This window comes from Niallia sp. Marseille-Q9988, assembly GCF_976954375.1.
Genome location: NZ_CDRJSZ010000011.1, coordinates 110,389 through 126,901, shown reverse-complemented (window position 1 = coordinate 126,901; position 16,513 = coordinate 110,389). Strand labels below are relative to the sequence as shown.

12 protein-coding genes are annotated in these 16,513 nt (G+C 35.3%); 3 read left to right on the top strand and 9 right to left on the bottom strand.

The genetic code is table 11. The annotated features are described in order from the left end of the window. Positions 1 to 28: 28 nt before the first annotated feature. The 6 genes from ACWNMZ_RS19200 to gdhA form a co-directional block, all read right to left on the bottom strand. Positions 29 to 4,441 carry a hypothetical protein gene (locus ACWNMZ_RS19200; protein WP_449598789.1) on the bottom strand — a complete coding sequence of 1,471 codons (4,413 nt, stop codon included), beginning with the start codon at positions 4,439 to 4,441 and terminating at the stop codon, positions 29 to 31. Further along, on the bottom strand, positions 4,428 to 5,168 hold the full coding sequence (locus ACWNMZ_RS19195; RefSeq protein WP_048717814.1) for a DUF6063 family protein: 741 nt from the start codon (positions 5,166 to 5,168) through the stop codon (positions 4,428 to 4,430). The genes ACWNMZ_RS19200 and ACWNMZ_RS19195 overlap by 14 nt, the downstream gene beginning before the upstream one ends. Beyond that, positions 5,143 to 6,669 (bottom strand): hypothetical protein, encoded by a 1,527-nt coding sequence (locus ACWNMZ_RS19190; RefSeq protein WP_035416739.1) that lies wholly within the window; start codon positions 6,667 to 6,669, stop codon positions 5,143 to 5,145. Before ACWNMZ_RS19190 ends, ACWNMZ_RS19195 begins: the two co-directional genes overlap by 26 nt. Beyond that, positions 6,642 to 7,673, bottom strand: a complete 1,032-nt coding sequence (locus ACWNMZ_RS19185) for a Wadjet anti-phage system protein JetD domain-containing protein (protein WP_048717813.1) — start codon at positions 7,671 to 7,673, stop codon at positions 6,642 to 6,644. Before ACWNMZ_RS19185 ends, ACWNMZ_RS19190 begins: the two co-directional genes overlap by 28 nt. A 462-nt stretch (positions 7,674 to 8,135) precedes the next feature. Beyond that, entirely contained in the window at positions 8,136 to 9,347 is a 1,212-nt protein-coding gene (locus ACWNMZ_RS19180) for a M20 metallopeptidase family protein (protein WP_449598788.1), read from the bottom strand. 279 nt (positions 9,348 to 9,626) lie between these two features. After that, positions 9,627 to 11,009 (bottom strand): NADP-specific glutamate dehydrogenase, encoded by a 1,383-nt coding sequence (gene gdhA / locus ACWNMZ_RS19175; protein ID WP_449598787.1) that lies wholly within the window; start codon positions 11,007 to 11,009, stop codon positions 9,627 to 9,629. Positions 11,010 to 11,228: 219 nt separating this feature from the next. On the opposite strand from gdhA, the gene ACWNMZ_RS19170 reads away from it, so the two are divergent. The 3 genes from ACWNMZ_RS19170 (at position 11,229) to ACWNMZ_RS19160 (ending at position 13,721) form a co-directional block, all read left to right on the top strand. Beyond that, positions 11,229 to 12,428 (top strand): ISLre2 family transposase, encoded by a 1,200-nt coding sequence (locus ACWNMZ_RS19170; RefSeq protein ID WP_449598786.1) that lies wholly within the window; start codon positions 11,229 to 11,231, stop codon positions 12,426 to 12,428. Continuing rightward, entirely contained in the window at positions 12,407 to 12,571 is a 165-nt protein-coding gene (locus ACWNMZ_RS19165; RefSeq protein ID WP_449598621.1) for a hypothetical protein, read from the top strand. The genes ACWNMZ_RS19170 and ACWNMZ_RS19165 overlap by 22 nt, the downstream gene beginning before the upstream one ends. Before the next feature lie 238 nt (positions 12,572 to 12,809). After that, on the top strand, positions 12,810 to 13,721 hold the full coding sequence (locus ACWNMZ_RS19160; protein WP_031536438.1) for a LysR family transcriptional regulator: 912 nt from the start codon (positions 12,810 to 12,812) through the stop codon (positions 13,719 to 13,721). 92 nt (positions 13,722 to 13,813) lie between these two features. Here the strand turns inward: ACWNMZ_RS19160 and ACWNMZ_RS19155 are convergent, their stop codons facing one another. The 3 genes from ACWNMZ_RS19155 to ACWNMZ_RS19145 form a co-directional block, all read right to left on the bottom strand. Next, positions 13,814 to 14,440 (bottom strand): YesL family protein, encoded by a 627-nt coding sequence (locus ACWNMZ_RS19155; protein WP_235252645.1) that lies wholly within the window; start codon positions 14,438 to 14,440, stop codon positions 13,814 to 13,816. 111 nt (positions 14,441 to 14,551) lie between these two features. Further along, entirely contained in the window at positions 14,552 to 15,445 is an 894-nt protein-coding gene (locus ACWNMZ_RS19150) for a carbohydrate ABC transporter permease (RefSeq protein WP_235252644.1), read from the bottom strand. 13 nt (positions 15,446 to 15,458) lie between these two features. After that, positions 15,459 to 16,313: an ABC transporter permease gene (locus tag ACWNMZ_RS19145; protein WP_284561496.1), complete on the bottom strand. Its 855-nt coding sequence runs from the start codon at positions 16,311 to 16,313 to the stop codon at positions 15,459 to 15,461. Positions 16,314 to 16,513: the final 200 nt, after the last annotated feature.

Below are 16,513 nucleotides of genomic sequence, written 5' to 3'. Positions count from 1 at the left end.
CAAGCACTATTGTTTGCTACCATTTCCATTACTCAAATAACGTCATCTGCTCCGTCTCCCCAAGCCGATCAATCGTTTGTGGCTCATGATCTTGGAAAAATGCATGGTGCAGCCATTTCTCCTTCGTCATAATCTTTTTACTAGCATCATTTGATGGTCTTAAGCGGCAGCTATAAAGGATTGGAAAATAATCTTGCAAAAATTTACCTTCTGCATGTGCTGTTAACGCAATTATTTGAAATCCTAACTGTTCGGCAACGAAAAAGACCGGACTTAACACATGGTCGCTCGATGCTTTTCCGAATGGATTATCGAGAATTACCACCCTATTACGTTTTCGGTTAGTTGGTTGATGTTTTTTCTTTTCTGCTACATAATTGAGTATGCCTAAAAATAGAGTCATATTCTTACTCCATTTTTCCCCACCGGACCAGACATTACTTTGCTCCCAGCTGTAGTTCCGAGTGGATACCTTATTATCATTGGTTACTTTGCGACAGTTTACTTTTAAAACATCATTACTCATTACTACTTGGAGTAACTGTTTCGTCTGCAGCCATTTCTCTGTCTCTTTTCGAATTTTCACTGTATCTTGTTGTCCTAAGTCATTTAAGAATCTTTCTGAATCCAATTGTTGTAAAATCCATTCAATATAGTCTCTTATTCTCATCTTACCAGCATCTTCTTCCCATTCAGGAATTTTAAAGGTATAGATTTGCTTCCAATCATCTTCCACCTTCACTCTTGTTTTCTTAGGAATTTGATTGATTTCTTCGACCAGTGTTTGTAAATGGGAATGGATTTGATTGATAAAAAATTGTAAATCTTCGTCACTTTGACGGATATGCTCCATGGCATAGTTAGATATTTTCTCAATACGAAGAAGCATATTTTTCTTAAACTCTAACAAATCTTCATAGTTTTGTTTATTATCTAGGCCAGTGATAGCCATCTGCTGCAGCTTAATATTCGAAATTTCACGATTACAAAACTCTCGGAATTTTCGTCGAGACTTTTCCACTTCCGTCTGCTCTGTTTCCACTAATTGTTTATTCTGCTTTAATTCCTTCACTACTTTATCTATATATTTCTGGCGATTATAAGTAAAGGTAAGTATTTCTTCCTGTGCTATAGAAAATGGTACAATATGCGGTGCTTTAAAATGATGACTGTCCTCAAAAAGATCCATGCCTAAAATCGCTTCACCTATAGAAGTTAACTCCTTTTTAATTCTTGCTTCTTCTTTCTCTAAATATGCTTTTCTTTCGAGTAAAGCCTCTTTTTCTATTGCTAGTTCTTCCATAATTTCCGATTTTATTTTGGTAAAATGAACTACTTCTTCTAGGAATTTCTCTTTAAATTGTTTCACTTTTAGTTGCCATATACCATGTTGTCTTTCTTTTCGGGTGTTTCTGCGCTCTACTTCATTTACTAGTTTCTCAATTTCACTTTCAACAGTTTGCATTTGATTCCATAACTGATCTTGCAATAGCTTGTGGTCACTTAGAAACTCTATCGTTTCATCTATATAAGGATGTTCCTTTTGTAACTCTTCTATTTGATTTTTTACTTTGTTAAGAGAATTTTGATTTGCTTCTCTTTTAGCGAGTAATTCTCCTTCGGCAACCGTTATTTCACGAATTTTCATTTCTAATGAGAACATTTTTTCTTTAATTGTCGATTTATCCTCATTTGAAAAGATCGGAATAATGGTTCCTAAAGATTTATACTCCTCCTCTTGCTGAAGCATTTCTGCTCTCACCTTATTCCTACTTATCTGTTCATCTAGATACTCTTTCTCTTCCTTAAAATCAGTTAGTTGTCGTTCAATTCCGATAAGCTCTTTTTTTATTTCTACGAGTTGATTTCTAGTATCTATTTCTTTTCTAGAGACATCTAGAACTTCTTTGGCGTACTGTACATATTGTGTCCCTTTATCGATTTTTCCTTCTAACCCATTTTTCTCATCTCGATAATCTTTAACCGTAATTGTATGCTTTTTCCCTTTATCCTGAAAAGAAAGTATAAGTTTTTTTTCCTTTTGAAGTTGCTGCTCTAAATTCTCTAATAAAGCTTTTGCTTCATTCTGCTGATTCTTCCATTCTGTTATGCGAGCAAATGGATATGTTTCCAGAAAGTTTCGGAATGTCTGCTGGGCATCTTGCCATTTCTTCACTTCCAATTCTTTTTCCTCACGAAGCAGAGTAGCTTCCTTCGCAATCGTACTAACCTGTTTTTTCCATTCCGCGAAATGATTTTGACTTGAGTTTGCTTGCCAGTGAGACGGCACTACCCAATTTTCATTTGCTTGATAATCTTGAATCGTTAATGCTTCTTCAGTAGTAAGTACCACAATTGGGTATTGCAGCTCTTTGGTCATATTGGAAATTCGATCTAGGAGCTTCAACTTAGATTTTTGTGTTGTAACCAACGTAATCGGCCATAAAGGGTATTGTTTTGCTGCTTGCTTTTCTGCTTCATCTAATTCTTGTAAATACTCTACTCCAGTTACTACATAGTCCAATTGATTTTTCCATGACCAAAGCTGTTTTTCAAGGTAGGAATCCCCAAAGAAAATATCTTGATTCGCGTAATCATCAACAAAGCGATGGGCCATTCTTTCTTTATCCAGTAACTTCTCCTTTTCTTTCTTTACATTCACCAATGTTTCAGTAATTCTATGTTCAATGGATTCTTGTTTTAAATATACTGTATCAAGGGCATTCCATGCAGCATAAAGAGTTGCAAGTTCTTTTATTAGCTTTTTTTCTGCTTGTTCTCCAAGTGACAGGTTATAGGAGATTTTGTCCATCTCTTTTTCCAGATTCATCACTTGCAATTGAACCTCTTCTTTTCTTTGCTCTGCTTCTTTTATCTCCACCAGAAATTGCTTCATTTCCTGTTCCAGACGAATGATTTCTTGATCGAGATGCTGTGCTCTATGCTGCCATACTAAGAGCTCTGCTTCAACTTTTTCTTGTTCTGGATTGGCAAGAATTTGTTGTTTTATACGCCCCATATCCTTTTTAAGATAATTAATTGTCGTAGTAATTTGTGTATTAAGTGCCTCTATCTCCTTCTCCCTTGCCAATAAATCACTTTGCTTTGATTCTTTACTAGCAATCCCATCCATTATAGGATTTAGTTGATACCTTATCTCTTGCTTATTTTTTTCTAACCGTTCAAATTCTCCTTCATACCACCCTAACAAAGTTGCTTTTACTTCCACTAATTGTTCTCTAAAATCTTGCACTTCTTCCTTTTGATCATGCATTTTCAGTTCTGCTTCTATGTTGGTTAGCGCTTCTATTAATACACGTTTTTCGTTCTTTAAACCTTTTAGTTTTAAGGAGTAAAATTCTTTTTTATACCGCTTGAGATTTTCTTCTTTGTCATTTTTTTGTTGATAACTTTCTTTATAAGCTTGATTTAAATTCTGAAACTTCCACTCTTCTTGTAAAATATCAAAAGAAGCCTCTTTCACTTCGTATAAATGATTACTCGAAAACCATTCCTTCCATTTTTCTGTAATACTTTGTTGTTCTGCTAAGTAGCTTTCTTTTTGGCTAATCGCTTCCTTATAAAGACCTTTTACAAACTGTTTCGTTTTTTCATAAACATTTTCTTGAAAATGAAGTACTTCATATTTTTTTGTGAAATCTTCCAATTTCCTTTGTATTTGTTTATTTTCTTCTAATGTTTCTTTTAAATTTTGATAGTTTTTTAAACTGGCATGCTGTTGTTCAAATGTATTAGCGAACAACTGCGTATCATGACCAACAATTGAATTTTCTACTATAGGTATTAATAGACGGTCAAATAATTGATTCGTGTTTTTGCAGTCGTCAAAAAAAGCTTCTACTCCCCCTTCTGAACTATTAATTTTCGCAATACTTTCCCATTCACTTGTGATGATTTGAAATTGTTCTTCTATATACTGCTTATACTCTTTAATTGTCTGAAATGTTCTCGCCGATAAAGATTTTTCTCGCATATAACTATAGTAGTCTTGCATTTCGCCTTTTTCTGCCGTTCTTTTTCCTGCTTTCCCTTCTTTCACAAAAGGAATTTCTTCCATGCTGTTTGCATCGTTTTCTCCGTAATCATAGACATAGCGTAGTGAATCGATTCCTTGTTTTGTTGTAAATAGCGACACCGCTGTTACTACATAATGTCTTGGATTATCATTGGTAATCCATTCAATGGCAATATGCGCCGGAGCATTCTCAAGCATTAATGTATTCTTGATTTTCCGATCTGCTAAATCTGTATGAGGCAAAATAGCTTGCAGGGCAGTTTGAATAAAAACAGTCTTTCCTCCGCCGTTTTCTAAAAGAATCGCACTATTTTGTCCATCAAATAAAAAAATCTCATTGTTGTAACGCTTATTCCCCTCTTCATAGATCACATTCGTTAACCGGATTTTGCTAATCGATGGCATGACTTTCCTCCTTACTAAAGCTATAAATAAACTCGAAAATGCCTTTATTATATTCCACTTCCATAAAATATCGCTGAATGATTGTTTTCGCCTTTTCCGTTAAAGTTATTTCATTATTACCAATATCTTGGATTAAATCTTGATCAATTAAGAATCGCTTTACCGTATTCATGAAACTAAACCGACTGATTGTATTTCCAGCCTGCTTTTTAGCCGTTTCCTTAATATCATCCATGTCTTCCCATTTCTCGATAATGATACTCCAATTATAAGAAAACTCCTTTTCCAGTTCCTTCAATGTATCTTCATCATGCGTCTTTAGATGCTCTATTCGTTCATGAATAAAGCGCACCCATTCATCCAATCTTAAGAAAAGTCTTGTGGGCTCTATGCTTTGATAGGTATCGTAAAAACTACCAAAAAGGACGATGGTCGCAAAATAAAGCAAATAAATATCTCCATTTGTTGCTCCAGAACGTAAATAATTTCGCTTCAGCCATTCATTGCTAACATGAAAGGGGGATAGTTTCGTTTCTGGTATTAATAGCATTTGTTCGCTGGTATTCACAATAACACAGTCCACTTCTTTACTAAATAGATCGAGCAATCCTCGAATTTCGTCATCTGCTTTATATTGCTGAACAGCTTCTTTATCTGCTACACCATCCCGAACTAATCTTGTATATATTTGAAAAGCATTCTTAATCGTTTGTTCCGAGTAATTCATTTTCTTCTCCTTCCAAAGAAATAATCATTTCTTGAATTGAATAGCGGGCAAATTGTCTAATAACACTCTTTTCTTCTATAACAATAAGCGTACGATTTTCTATAAGTGCCAAAGCTTCACCAAGTAAGGTTGTTCCTTCTTCTTCCTGTATAGAACCTTGCGCAATTGGTGACCTTTGATGCAAGATTAACCAAAATTCATAAAAATAACGATTTTCATAGAGCGACGATTGTCCAATTTCGTCTAAAAAATGAAGATAGGAAGATAAAGTATTCCCCTTCCCTGTCTGATAGGCAAATAAAAATAATTCCATAATCTCTTTATATTTTTTCATTAGATTTTTCCGATAAGGTCCATCTTCGTCTTCATTACTTAGCTCTATTAATCCTTGCTCCACTGGTTTTTCTCTTTCTTCGTTTATATTTTGTTCAGCCAAAATGGTTAGAGGTGACCAGAAGTGATTTTCTTCCACTTTTAAAAATGGGTGCAAAACGCCTTGCATCGCTTCAAAAGGTAATGGTGTGGAAATCAAATGAGAAACAATATCTTGATCGAAATTAAATGCTTGTATCCCCGTATAATATAGCGATTCTTGGGCAGTCACTAGCGTAGTATTTTTTAAGGATAGTGTCTGTTCCAACAACCTTGAATGCTCATAATGTACTCCTTCTAATTCTCTTGTAATGGTAAGAATTAATTCATACGTTTTGTGCTCCTTCTTGTGAACATCTTTGGAATACAATCTTTCTCTTGTCTCTTTTACAAATTGGCGGAGCTCTTTAAATTCTTCATCTTCTCTTGATAATCGGGCAGAAATATCTTCTAATAGCTGTTTATAGCGGGCAAAGGTTTCTTCTGAAACAATACTCCGCTGAATCTCATGTTTTAACTTTCCAATTCGTTCATCTAAACTTTCTACATCTATTCTCATTTCATTAATCTGGCGCAGAGCTCCTTTAAACTCCCCTCGATCCAATTGTTTCCGCAACATAAGCTGATTAATAGACAGTTGAAATTCACTATAAAATTCTTTCGTCGCAAACACTAATTCAAGCCCATCTTCATCCAACGTATAATATTGTGTATTGGTTTCCATATCAAAATTATTCGCTTTGAGAATAGAATAGTCTATTATATCCTCTTTTCCTGAATCCCAATTATAATAAGAATAACTGCGTTTCCTCCCTGTTGTAGGTCGAAATATTTGAATAATAGTTCTTGCTATTCTTTCATAATCCCGCTCATCAAGTATATATTGATTTTCCGTTAGCTTTTGCAAAAAGCGAGCCAATTGTTTTGTACCAACTTTATAATTCCGAATTAATTTCTGCTCAAAAAAGAAAAGCAAGGAAAGCAATCCAAGTCCTTTCATATCAACCATCAACTCTTGTTGATCTTGTTCTCGTTTTCTTTCTAATTCATATAATGGATCAAATAAAGCGAGACGGTGCATTCGTTCTCTATATCCATTCGTTATTTCTTGTAATTCAAGCTTGTCCAATTTGACTCCCTCCAAATTTGCTGCAACTCCTTAGTTTTAAGTGTTTCCTGTGGATAATAGCATCCGTCTTCTAAGAGGCGTTGAATTTGCAGTTGCTGCTCCAAAGGAAAATAGGATAAAAATTGACTGAATGCTATTTCTCTACTTTTTTGATATGCTTTTCCCATAGCAGATTTCTTATGCAAACAAGCTTCATAGAAAGGAAGTGCTAATATCATATTCTGTTTTTCATTCAAGGAATACCAAATGGATATGCCTTCATGATCTATATCACCAAAGTAGAAAAAATAGTGTTTAGCTATTACAGGATACTGCATAGGAAATTGTTCAATACTTTTTATTACTGCTTTTCCACTCCCGTAGATTAATGTAGAAAATTTTGTTTCTTTTAATACAGGAAGTAGCCCTTGAAAGGTTGTCTTATTTTCAACTATTAAATGAAACTGTTCTTCTACTGTTATTTGCATAGGATTAATTGCGAACATGAGTGGTTCAGAAACTGGGATAATTTTCAATGAATGAAAGAGACCGATTTTCTCGAGTATTTCTTTTCCTCCTTTTTCCACTATCCATTTCTCATCTTCCACTAATTCATAGCTCCGTTCTGGAGCAGGTACTTCTTCAGTTGGAAAAGAAAACTTCTGCAAATACTGATCAATCTTCTGGATATAAGGTAAGTGTTTTTTCCAAACATTAGGTTCTTCTTGATAGTATGCGTCCAAATTAATGGATGGGTGCAAGTTTCTTCGGTAGGATTGTAATTCCTTATGATAATCATCTACTAACATTTTCTTTTGAATACGATATTGAAAGGCAAGTGAAGGATTTCGACTATTTCTTCCTTTTGCTTTTACCATTCCAAGAATTCCTTCTGCTTCCAATTCCAACACTACTTGAGCAAATTCCTCATAGCTACGAATAAATGGCTTTATCACTTGTTCTAATTCAAGCAGTGATACAGTCTTCTTTGGGAATGCAATAAACAATTTTTTTATCTCTTCCAATACACAAACACTTCTTTCATAAGTAATTAAATCTACTATTATTGTACTAGATAATGGTATGAAGGCTAAATATTTTTTTCATAACAAAGTGCCTAACAAAGTGCCAGGCACCTTAAAAAGACATTTGTCCATCGCTGGTACCTGGCACTAAAAAGTGTAAAAGTTTTCACTTAGGACATTCACTAATTGTCCTGTTCACTTGCATTTTGATAGTTTATAAGAAATCTAAACTATAATGGGAGGCTAAGATATAAATAATCAAGCAAAAGAAAAAGCTAATCAATCACACAGTTGCATATGATTGTTTGGCTTTTTTATTAGCTTAAAAACAAGTGGAATGGAGCGGAGAATTACTTCATTTATGGCCAAAATCAAATAGAATCATGGAGTGTTAGGACAAGACTCTTTCATTCATTTTGTCATAACGTAAACAAGGTGTTTAAGTAAAAGAAAGCTTCCCCTTCACTTTACTGCATTATATGGTGCCATCACTTCCAAAGCTTTTTCCACAAGATAATAATGAATGATAGAGAGCATTGCTTTTCCTGCATTTAGCATTGCCCTTTCGTCGAAATCAAATTTAGGATGGTGATGGGGATATGCAGCTCCTAAGTCTTCATTTCCTGCTCCAGTAAAGAAAAGCATACCTGGCTTTTCCTCCAGATAATTGGCAAAATCCTCACTGACTAACAGTGCTGGCACTTCTTCCACGTTCACTTCTGGCAGTGTATCTTTCGTGGATCTGGCAAATATCTCCGTCTCATTCGGATGATTATAAACCCCTGGGACTCCATGGAAATAGTCAAATTCATAATCTGCCTTTGAACTCAAGCATATTCCTTTGATTGCATCATTCATGGCTTCCTCTACTAATTGCTGCACTTCTTTTTCATATGTTCGCACCGTTCCTTTTAATATCGCAGAATCTGCTATTACATTGCTAGCATCCCCTGCATGAATGGAGCCAATAGTCACAACAGCTGTTTTTTGAGGGTTCACTCTTCGACTTACTATGTATTGTAGCTGATTGATCAGCTGACCAGCTACAGCAATAGAATCAATGGTATCATGCGGAGAAGAGCCATGACCGCCTTTGCCTTTAATTTTAATCTGGAATCCGTCTCCTGCTGCTGTTGTATACCCTTTCGTATAAGAAATCGTTCCAGTTGGGATTAAACTCCATAAGTGATTAGCGAAAATGGCATCTACTCCTTCGAGACAATTGTCCGCAATCATTTTTCTTGCTCCACCACCGCCTTCCTCCGCATGTTGAAAGAGAAGAACAACATTCCCTGCAAATTGCTCTCTGTTTTCCTGCAATACTTTACCAACTGCTAATAGAGTTGCAGTATGTCCATCATGTCCACATGCGTGCATGACCCCGGCTACTTTAGATTTATATGGTACTTCTTTTTCATCCTGAATAGGCAATGCATCAAAGTCAGCTCTTAACGCAATGGTTTTTCCTGGTTGCGCTCCCTTTATATAGCCTATAATTCCCATACCTCCAACATTTACCTTACTCTCAATCCCATATTCCGATAAAAGAGATGCGATTAGCTTGGAAGTCTGATATTCCTGATTTGATAATTCAGGATACTGATGCAAATATCTGCGCCATTCCACCATTTTGTCATACATTTCTTCTAATTGTACTTTCCAATTGTTTAGCATAATCCTTCCTCCTTCGTTCTGTTATTTTACACGCAATACTATTTTAATATTCTTTATATTCAGAATATTAAATTTATAGATAGTATAACGCGAAAAATTCAAGAATACAATTTTATTTTACGAATGTCGAAGTATTTTTAGTTAGTAAGATTGATATTCATACGAAAAAAATCGGTCAACACTTTAAAAAGATATGTTTGCCTATAATATAAATAAGAGAATCGGCAAATTGCTGATTCTCCTACTATTTTTTATTAATCCTATCTGGTGATAAGCTTGTTATATAATCCCCTGTGCAATCATTGCATCTGCTACTTTAATAAAACCAGCAATATTTGCTCCTGCTACAAGATTTCCTATCGTCGCATAATCCTCTGCTGCTTTTATACTTTTACTATAAATATTTTTCATAATTTCTTGTAATTTTTTATCTACCTCATCCTGTGTCCAAGCTATTCTTGCACTATTTTGTGCCATTTCTAAAGCAGAAACTGCTACTCCACCTGCATTTGCAGCTTTAGCAGGTGCAAATAACACATTATGATGAATAAAGGTATCAACTGCTTCTAATGTAGAAGGCATATTTGCACCTTCTCCTACTGCATTTACCCCATTAGAGATTAACTTTTCTGCCGCTTCCTTATTAAGCTCATTTTGTGTTGCACATGGCAATGCAATATCACATGGTATCCCCCAAATACCAGTATATCCTTCCTGATAAAGAGCATCTGGATGTTCTTTTACATATTCATAGATTCTCTTATTTTCTACTTCTTTTAATTGCTTTACTGTTTCTAGATTAATGCCATTGGGATCATATATGTAGCCATTTGAATCACTACAAGCTACAACCTTTGCTCCTAACTGTATCGCCTTCTCCATGGCATAAATAGATACATTTCCTGAACCTGACACAACAACTCTACTGTTATTAAAGTGTAGTCCTTGACTTTTTAGCATTTCTTCCACGAAATACACTAATCCGTATCCTGTCGCCTCTTTCCGCCCTAAGCTTCCTCCATAACCGACACCTTTTCCTGTTAAAACACCAGCTTCATAAGCACCTTTTAATCTTTTATATTGTCCAAACAGATAGCCAATTTCTCTTGCACCTACGCCAATATCTCCAGCAGGGACATCGATATCTGGTCCAATATACTTGCTAAGTTCTGTCATAAAGCTCTGACAAAAACGCATAATTTCTTGATCTGATTTGCCCTTAGGATCGAAATCGGAACCACCTTTCCCGCCACCTATCGGTTGACCAGTTAATGAGTTTTTAAAGATTTGCTCAAACCCTAGAAATTTAATAATGCTTGCATTAACAGAAGAATGAAATCTTAATCCTCCTTTATAAGGTCCAATCGCATTATTAAATTGGACACGATAGCCTCGGTTTACTTTTATAATTCCCGCATCATCTACCCAAGGTACTTTAAAGCTAATTAGTCGATCTGGTTCAAGCATTCTTTCTAATACAGCATGTTTAATATATGTTGGATTTTTTTCAAGTACAGGAACTAAAGAAACGAGGACTTCTTTAACTGCCTGCTGGAACTCCTTTTCGTGAGGATTGCGTTGTTGAACTTGAATAAACAACTCGTTAACGTAATCTGTCACGGTTTGTGTTTGAACCTCTTCTTTTTCCTCCAGCACTTTCATCCTTTTTCAGCCCCTAATGTTTTTAATGTTAGAAGTATGAGTAAAATGTTTGTGGGAGAATAAATATCCTTTTTGTCTAGTTGGGGGACGAGTCCCCCAACTAGACAAAAAGGCCACCAAGCGAGAGCGCGGTAGCTGGAAAAAATGAAGCATTAAAAAAGAGAGCTTCCTTTTGTAAAGTAGAGTTTGACTAGAACACTACGAAAAGGAGAGGCTCTCATGAATCAATGTAACACAAAAATGCCATCATTAAAAGAATTGGAAAAAACTTTATTTCGAACACTACAAATGACCTTTCAAGAAATCCTTGTTCAAACATTAGAAAATTGGGATCAAGAGATTGCTCAGCAACGAGACAAAAGAAGATTTGCTTTACGTGATAAACGAGAAATACGAGTAGATACAGCGTTTGGAGCTGTGGAGCTGAAGCGTAATTATTATTTTGATCGTGTGACCAAAAAATATATTTGTCTATTAGATCACTATTTACAGTTTCAGGGGAATAAGGGATTTAGTCCGCTACTAGAAGAATGGGGGTTAGAACTAGCGACGAATGGTTCCTCCTATCGAAAGGCGGTGGAAACGTTCGAACAATTTTTAGGCTATTCGGCGATGAGCCACGAAGCATTACGGCAACATCTTCTTCAAACAAGCGTACTTCCCGCTAAGGAAAAACGCCCTTTTCAAAAGGTATTGTTTGTCGAAGTAGATGGATTATATGTGAAGAGTCAAGAAAAGAAAAAGCGTGGATTTGAGTTGAAATTCGCCGCTGTACATGAGGGATGGAAAGAAAACGGAAAGCGAGTCAGGCTCCGAAATAAAAGGCATTTTCTCTATGAAGGAAAAGAACCCTTTTGGGAAGCTTTTGAAACGTTCTTACAGAATAATTATGCGTATGATCCTACCCAAACCTTGCTTATTATTAATGGCGATGGAGCAGGCTGGATAACGGCATGTCGAGAGTATTTTCGGGAACGCGCCTTTTTCACCATGGATCGTTTTCATGTCGCTCGTTCAATGAAGCAACTAATGAAGAGCCATCCTCGATACCGCTACATGAAAAGAGCGTTAAAAAACTACCAGGTAGAAACATTACTTCTAGAGTTGAATAGCGCAGTAGGAACAATGGATACACCAGAAGAAGAAGAAAAACTAGAGCATTTCCTCGCCTTTTTAACGCATCATCAGGAAACCATAAAAGATTACCGTAGTTGGTTACAGGAAAAAGGTGTGGACACGACAGCGTATCGTCCAATGGGAAGTGCAGAGGCGATGATGAATCAATTAGCCAAACGATTAAAAAATGGAAGAGCATGGAGCAAAAAAGGGGTCATGAGCATGGCGCGCTTGTGGATTGGATTGAAGGATGACCTATCCATCCAAACGATATATGGGAAATGGGAAAAGAAAAAAGCCTAAATACATCAAAGAAAGAACATCGACCGAAAAGAAAAATACCCACAAAATTAGTAACAGAAACCGTGCGTCAGAACATGCCATACTTAAATCAAGCGATTGGAAAACCCATTCACTTTGCCTTACAGGGATTAAAAGGTTTTTAAAAAAAGAAAAAAACGAAATTTTGATGAAAGAAAATGTTTAGAAAGCGGATACAAAATTAAAAGTTTTATTTTATAAAAAGGGAGCTAAAAAAACTCCCACAAAAACTTGACTCAATCATGTTAGAATATTCTCTTTTCTAAAAGATGTTTTTATTTTATAATTTTATAATTAATAGTTTCAATACTAATTTCGGATTGAATTCATGCGTTATGCGCATGAGTGGAAAAGAGTGAAGATATGGAAATAAGACAAATTCAATATTTTTTAGAAGCTGCCAAAAGAGAACATATTACAGAAGCTGCCGATTCTTTGCATGTTGCGCAGTCATCTGTGAGTCGTCAGATTTTTAACTTAGAAACAGAATTAGGAGTAGAACTTTTTATACGTGAAGGGAGAAGCGTAAAATTAACGCCTCTAGGTAATGTTTTTTTTGAACGCATGAAGCAAGTATGGAGTATGATGGAAGACGCAAAAAGAGAAGTAGAGGAGTCCCTTGATCCTGAAAAAGGAACAGTTAGAATCGCATTTCCTATTAGCATGGCTGCTCATACCCTACCCTCCATCATTTATTCTTTTCGCACCCGTTATCCAGAAGCTAAATTCCATATGAGCAATGCCCTATATCACGATCTCATCGATGGAGTAATTAATGGGGAATTTAATTTGGCGATGATTGCGCCAATGCCGAATCGTGAAAAAGAAACTAAAATTAAAGGTGCGACATTATTTACAGAAAATATAGTCGCACTCCTTCCACTTCATCACCCTTTAAGTAAGCAAAAAGAAATCCAGTTAAAAGACCTAAAAGACGACTTTTTCTGTGTTTTGCCTGAAGGATTTGTATTTCGTGATCAAGTAGTTACAGCATGTCTTGATGCAGGTTTTTCACCACAGATTGCATTTGAGGGAAAAGATATTGATGCACTAAAAGGATTAGTATCTGCAGGATTGGGCGTTGCCTTAATGCCTGAAATGACTCTCGTAGATAACACACCACGGTCTACTTGCGTCATCCCCCTTTCAGATAACAATCTCACTCGAACCGTCGGTGTCATTTATCCCACCCATCGAAAACTTCTTCCAACAGAATTATTATTTTATCAGTTTCTTCTGGAGACATACGAAAGATTGAATGAGTTTAAAAAGTAAACAGCAAAAACAGAGTGTCTGACACTGTTAAAAGACATTTGTCTTGATTAGGTGCCTGACACTCTTATTACATTAATAAACTGATTCACTCTTTAATTCTCATATCTTTCATAAATACTACGTATCACAATCGTATTTACATAAGCAATTAAGGAAAAGCCAATAAACATGCAAAAGTATAAAAGGAACAAAAAAGAATAAATCGAAAATACAAAGGTTATAACAGGAATCATCGTCGTAAATATTAGGACTGTAAATGTTTTAATTGGATGTAAAAATGCAATCTTCCATGTATTTATGATAGAATTTTTTATTGAATTTTCAAATCTAGCGACATATGGAAAGATAAAGGTGAACAATAGTAAGTAAGCAAAAGTAAAAATAATGAGACTTAGTTTAACCAGCAATGACAAACTCCCTGTATATAGATTAAGGAAATAATAATCCAAGGAAAGGATAACACCTACTGCCAATACAATCATCCATATGATTGTACTTTGTTTGAAATTCTTTTTAAACGAATCGATGAATCCTTTGATGATAGAAACATCCTCATTTCTTACCATCTTCATTGTTATGGAATACATTGCTGTTATGGAAGATCCCATTGTAACAATTGGCAAACAACTGATAAGAAACACAGCATTTAAAACAAACAAATCAACTATTTTTGCTAAAAATCGATAAATGGGTCCATTCCATTCAAAAATATCATTCACCGTTTATCCATTCCTTTCTTAAATTATAGAGGTTATCTAGTTTTATAGATGTTGATACAATATTTGTTTTTTAATTGATACCCTCTTAATCTACGTTTGAAATATCACTTACTATTCCTTGACAGATCCGACTACAATTCCTGTAATAAAATATTTTTGTAGCATTGGATAGATTAATAGCAATGGGACACAGGAGACAACGATTTTGGCAGCATTAAGATTCTTGTTGGAAACTTCTCCTGCATTTGCTAAAGCACTTGAGGTTGCACCTGCTTTTAGCATATCTTCAATACTAATGGTTAGTGATTGTATATAGGTCATCAACGGATAATTGGATACTTTTGTCATATAAATTAATCCCGAGAAGAAATCATTCCAATTACCCACTATACTAAATAATGCAACCGTTGCTAAAGCTGGCATAGAAATCGGTATATATACTTTTATTAATACTTGTAACGGATTCGCACCATCCATTATGGCTGCTTCTTCTAATGATTTCGGTACACCTATAAAAAAGTTCATGACAAGGATGATGCTAAACACCTGCACTGCTCCAGGAAGCACTAATGCCCATATTGTATTTAGCATATCAAGATTTTTTACAACCAAATAGGTGGGAATCATTCCTCCGTTAAAAAGCATTGCAAAGATAAGTAAATTCATATAGATTCCTCTACCCCTAAACTCTCTTTTTGATTTAGAAAGAGGATAAGCCATTGTTACAATTAACACCATATTTATCACCAGTGATAAAAATACTCTTTGAACGGAAATACCAAAAGACCGCCAAAATTGTCCATCTTCCATGATCATTTTATATGCCTCAAATGTTGTATTAATTGGTGTAAGGCCAACTTTATTACTTGCTACTGCATCACTTCCACTAAAAGAAATCGCTACAATATTCCATAATGGAAGCAAGCAAGTCAGAGCAAGGAAAATGACGATTGCATAAATAGTAAATCGACCGATTCGTGCAGAAAAGCTTTTATTCTCTATCATGCGTTCTTCCCTCCTAGAACAATTTACGATCTGTAAATCTTTTAGCAGCATTATTTGCAGATAAAATTAAAATAATTCCTATCACCGATTTAAATAATCCTACTGCTGTACCAAAGCTATACTCGCGTCCCATTAATCCCACTCTGTAGACATAGGTATCTAATATGTCCCCTGATTCGTATACCATTGGTGAATAAAGATTATATACTTGATCAAATCCTGCATTTAATACATTAGGCAGACTTAATACAGCCAACAATAGAATAATTGGCAACATACCTGGAAGTGTAATATGCCAAATTCTCTTCCACCAATTGGCTCCATCTATGCTTGCAGCTTCATGAAGCCCAGGGTCAATAGCCGTTAGCGCTGCTAAATAAACAATCGAATTATATCCAAACTCTTTCCATACATCAGTCCCAATCATCAATGGTTGGAAAAGTGTATTACTCCCAAGAAAATTCAGCTTCTCTATGCCCAGGAAAGCTAGGATTTGATTAATCGTTCCATCCAGACTAAACATGTTTACTACAACAGTTGCAAGTACTACCCATGAAAGAAAATGTGGCAAATAAACAATCGTTTGGATAGATTTTTTTAGTATTTTCATTCTGATTTCATTTAATAAAATCGCAAAAACAATTGCCAATAAGGAACCTAATACTATTTTTCCGAGTGCAATAACTATCGTATTTCTGAACAGTTTACTTATATCAGGTAGAGAGAACATATACTTAAAATGTTCGAAACCAACAAATTCTGAGCCTGAGATTCCTTTTGCAGGCACATAGTCTTGAAACGCCATAATAACACCAAACATTGGTATAAAAGTAAAAATAATCAAAAAAATCATACCAGGAAGTAGCATCGAATGATAAAACAACTCTTCTTTTGTTACTATTTTTTTAGAATACTTCTTGTTGCTAGTTGGTAATGTACTTTTTTCATTTTCTGCTTTTACATGTGGTTGCTGAAACATAACATCCCCTCCTTACTTTGCAGCTGTTCTAACAATGACTTCTCTAATTACAGAAGGATACCCACTATTAGAACAGCTAAGTTTATATT

Bases quoted from the DNA above. Each gene is read 5' to 3' on its own strand.
- ACWNMZ_RS19150 (WP_235252644.1), bottom strand. From the start codon at position 15,445: ATGATAGAGAATAAAAGCTTTTCTGCACGAATCGGTCGATTTACTATT.
- ACWNMZ_RS19165 (WP_449598621.1), top strand. From the start codon at position 12,407: ATGGGAAAAGAAAAAAGCCTAAATACATCAAAGAAAGAACATCGACCG.
- ACWNMZ_RS19180 (WP_449598788.1), bottom strand. From the start codon at position 9,347: ATGCTAAACAATTGGAAAGTACAATTAGAAGAAATGTATGACAAAATG.
- ACWNMZ_RS19200 (WP_449598789.1), bottom strand. From the start codon at position 4,441: ATGCCATCGATTAGCAAAATCCGGTTAACGAATGTGATCTATGAAGAG.
- ACWNMZ_RS19195 (WP_048717814.1), bottom strand. From the start codon at position 5,168: ATGAATTACTCGGAACAAACGATTAAGAATGCTTTTCAAATATATACA.
- gdhA (WP_449598787.1), bottom strand. From the start codon at position 11,009: ATGAAAGTGCTGGAGGAAAAAGAAGAGGTTCAAACACAAACCGTGACA.
- ACWNMZ_RS19145 (WP_284561496.1), bottom strand. From the start codon at position 16,313: ATGCTACTTCCTGGTATGATTTTTTTGATTATTTTTACTTTTATACCA.
- ACWNMZ_RS19160 (WP_031536438.1), top strand. From the start codon at position 12,810: ATGGAAATAAGACAAATTCAATATTTTTTAGAAGCTGCCAAAAGAGAA.
- ACWNMZ_RS19170 (WP_449598786.1), top strand. From the start codon at position 11,229: ATGAATCAATGTAACACAAAAATGCCATCATTAAAAGAATTGGAAAAA.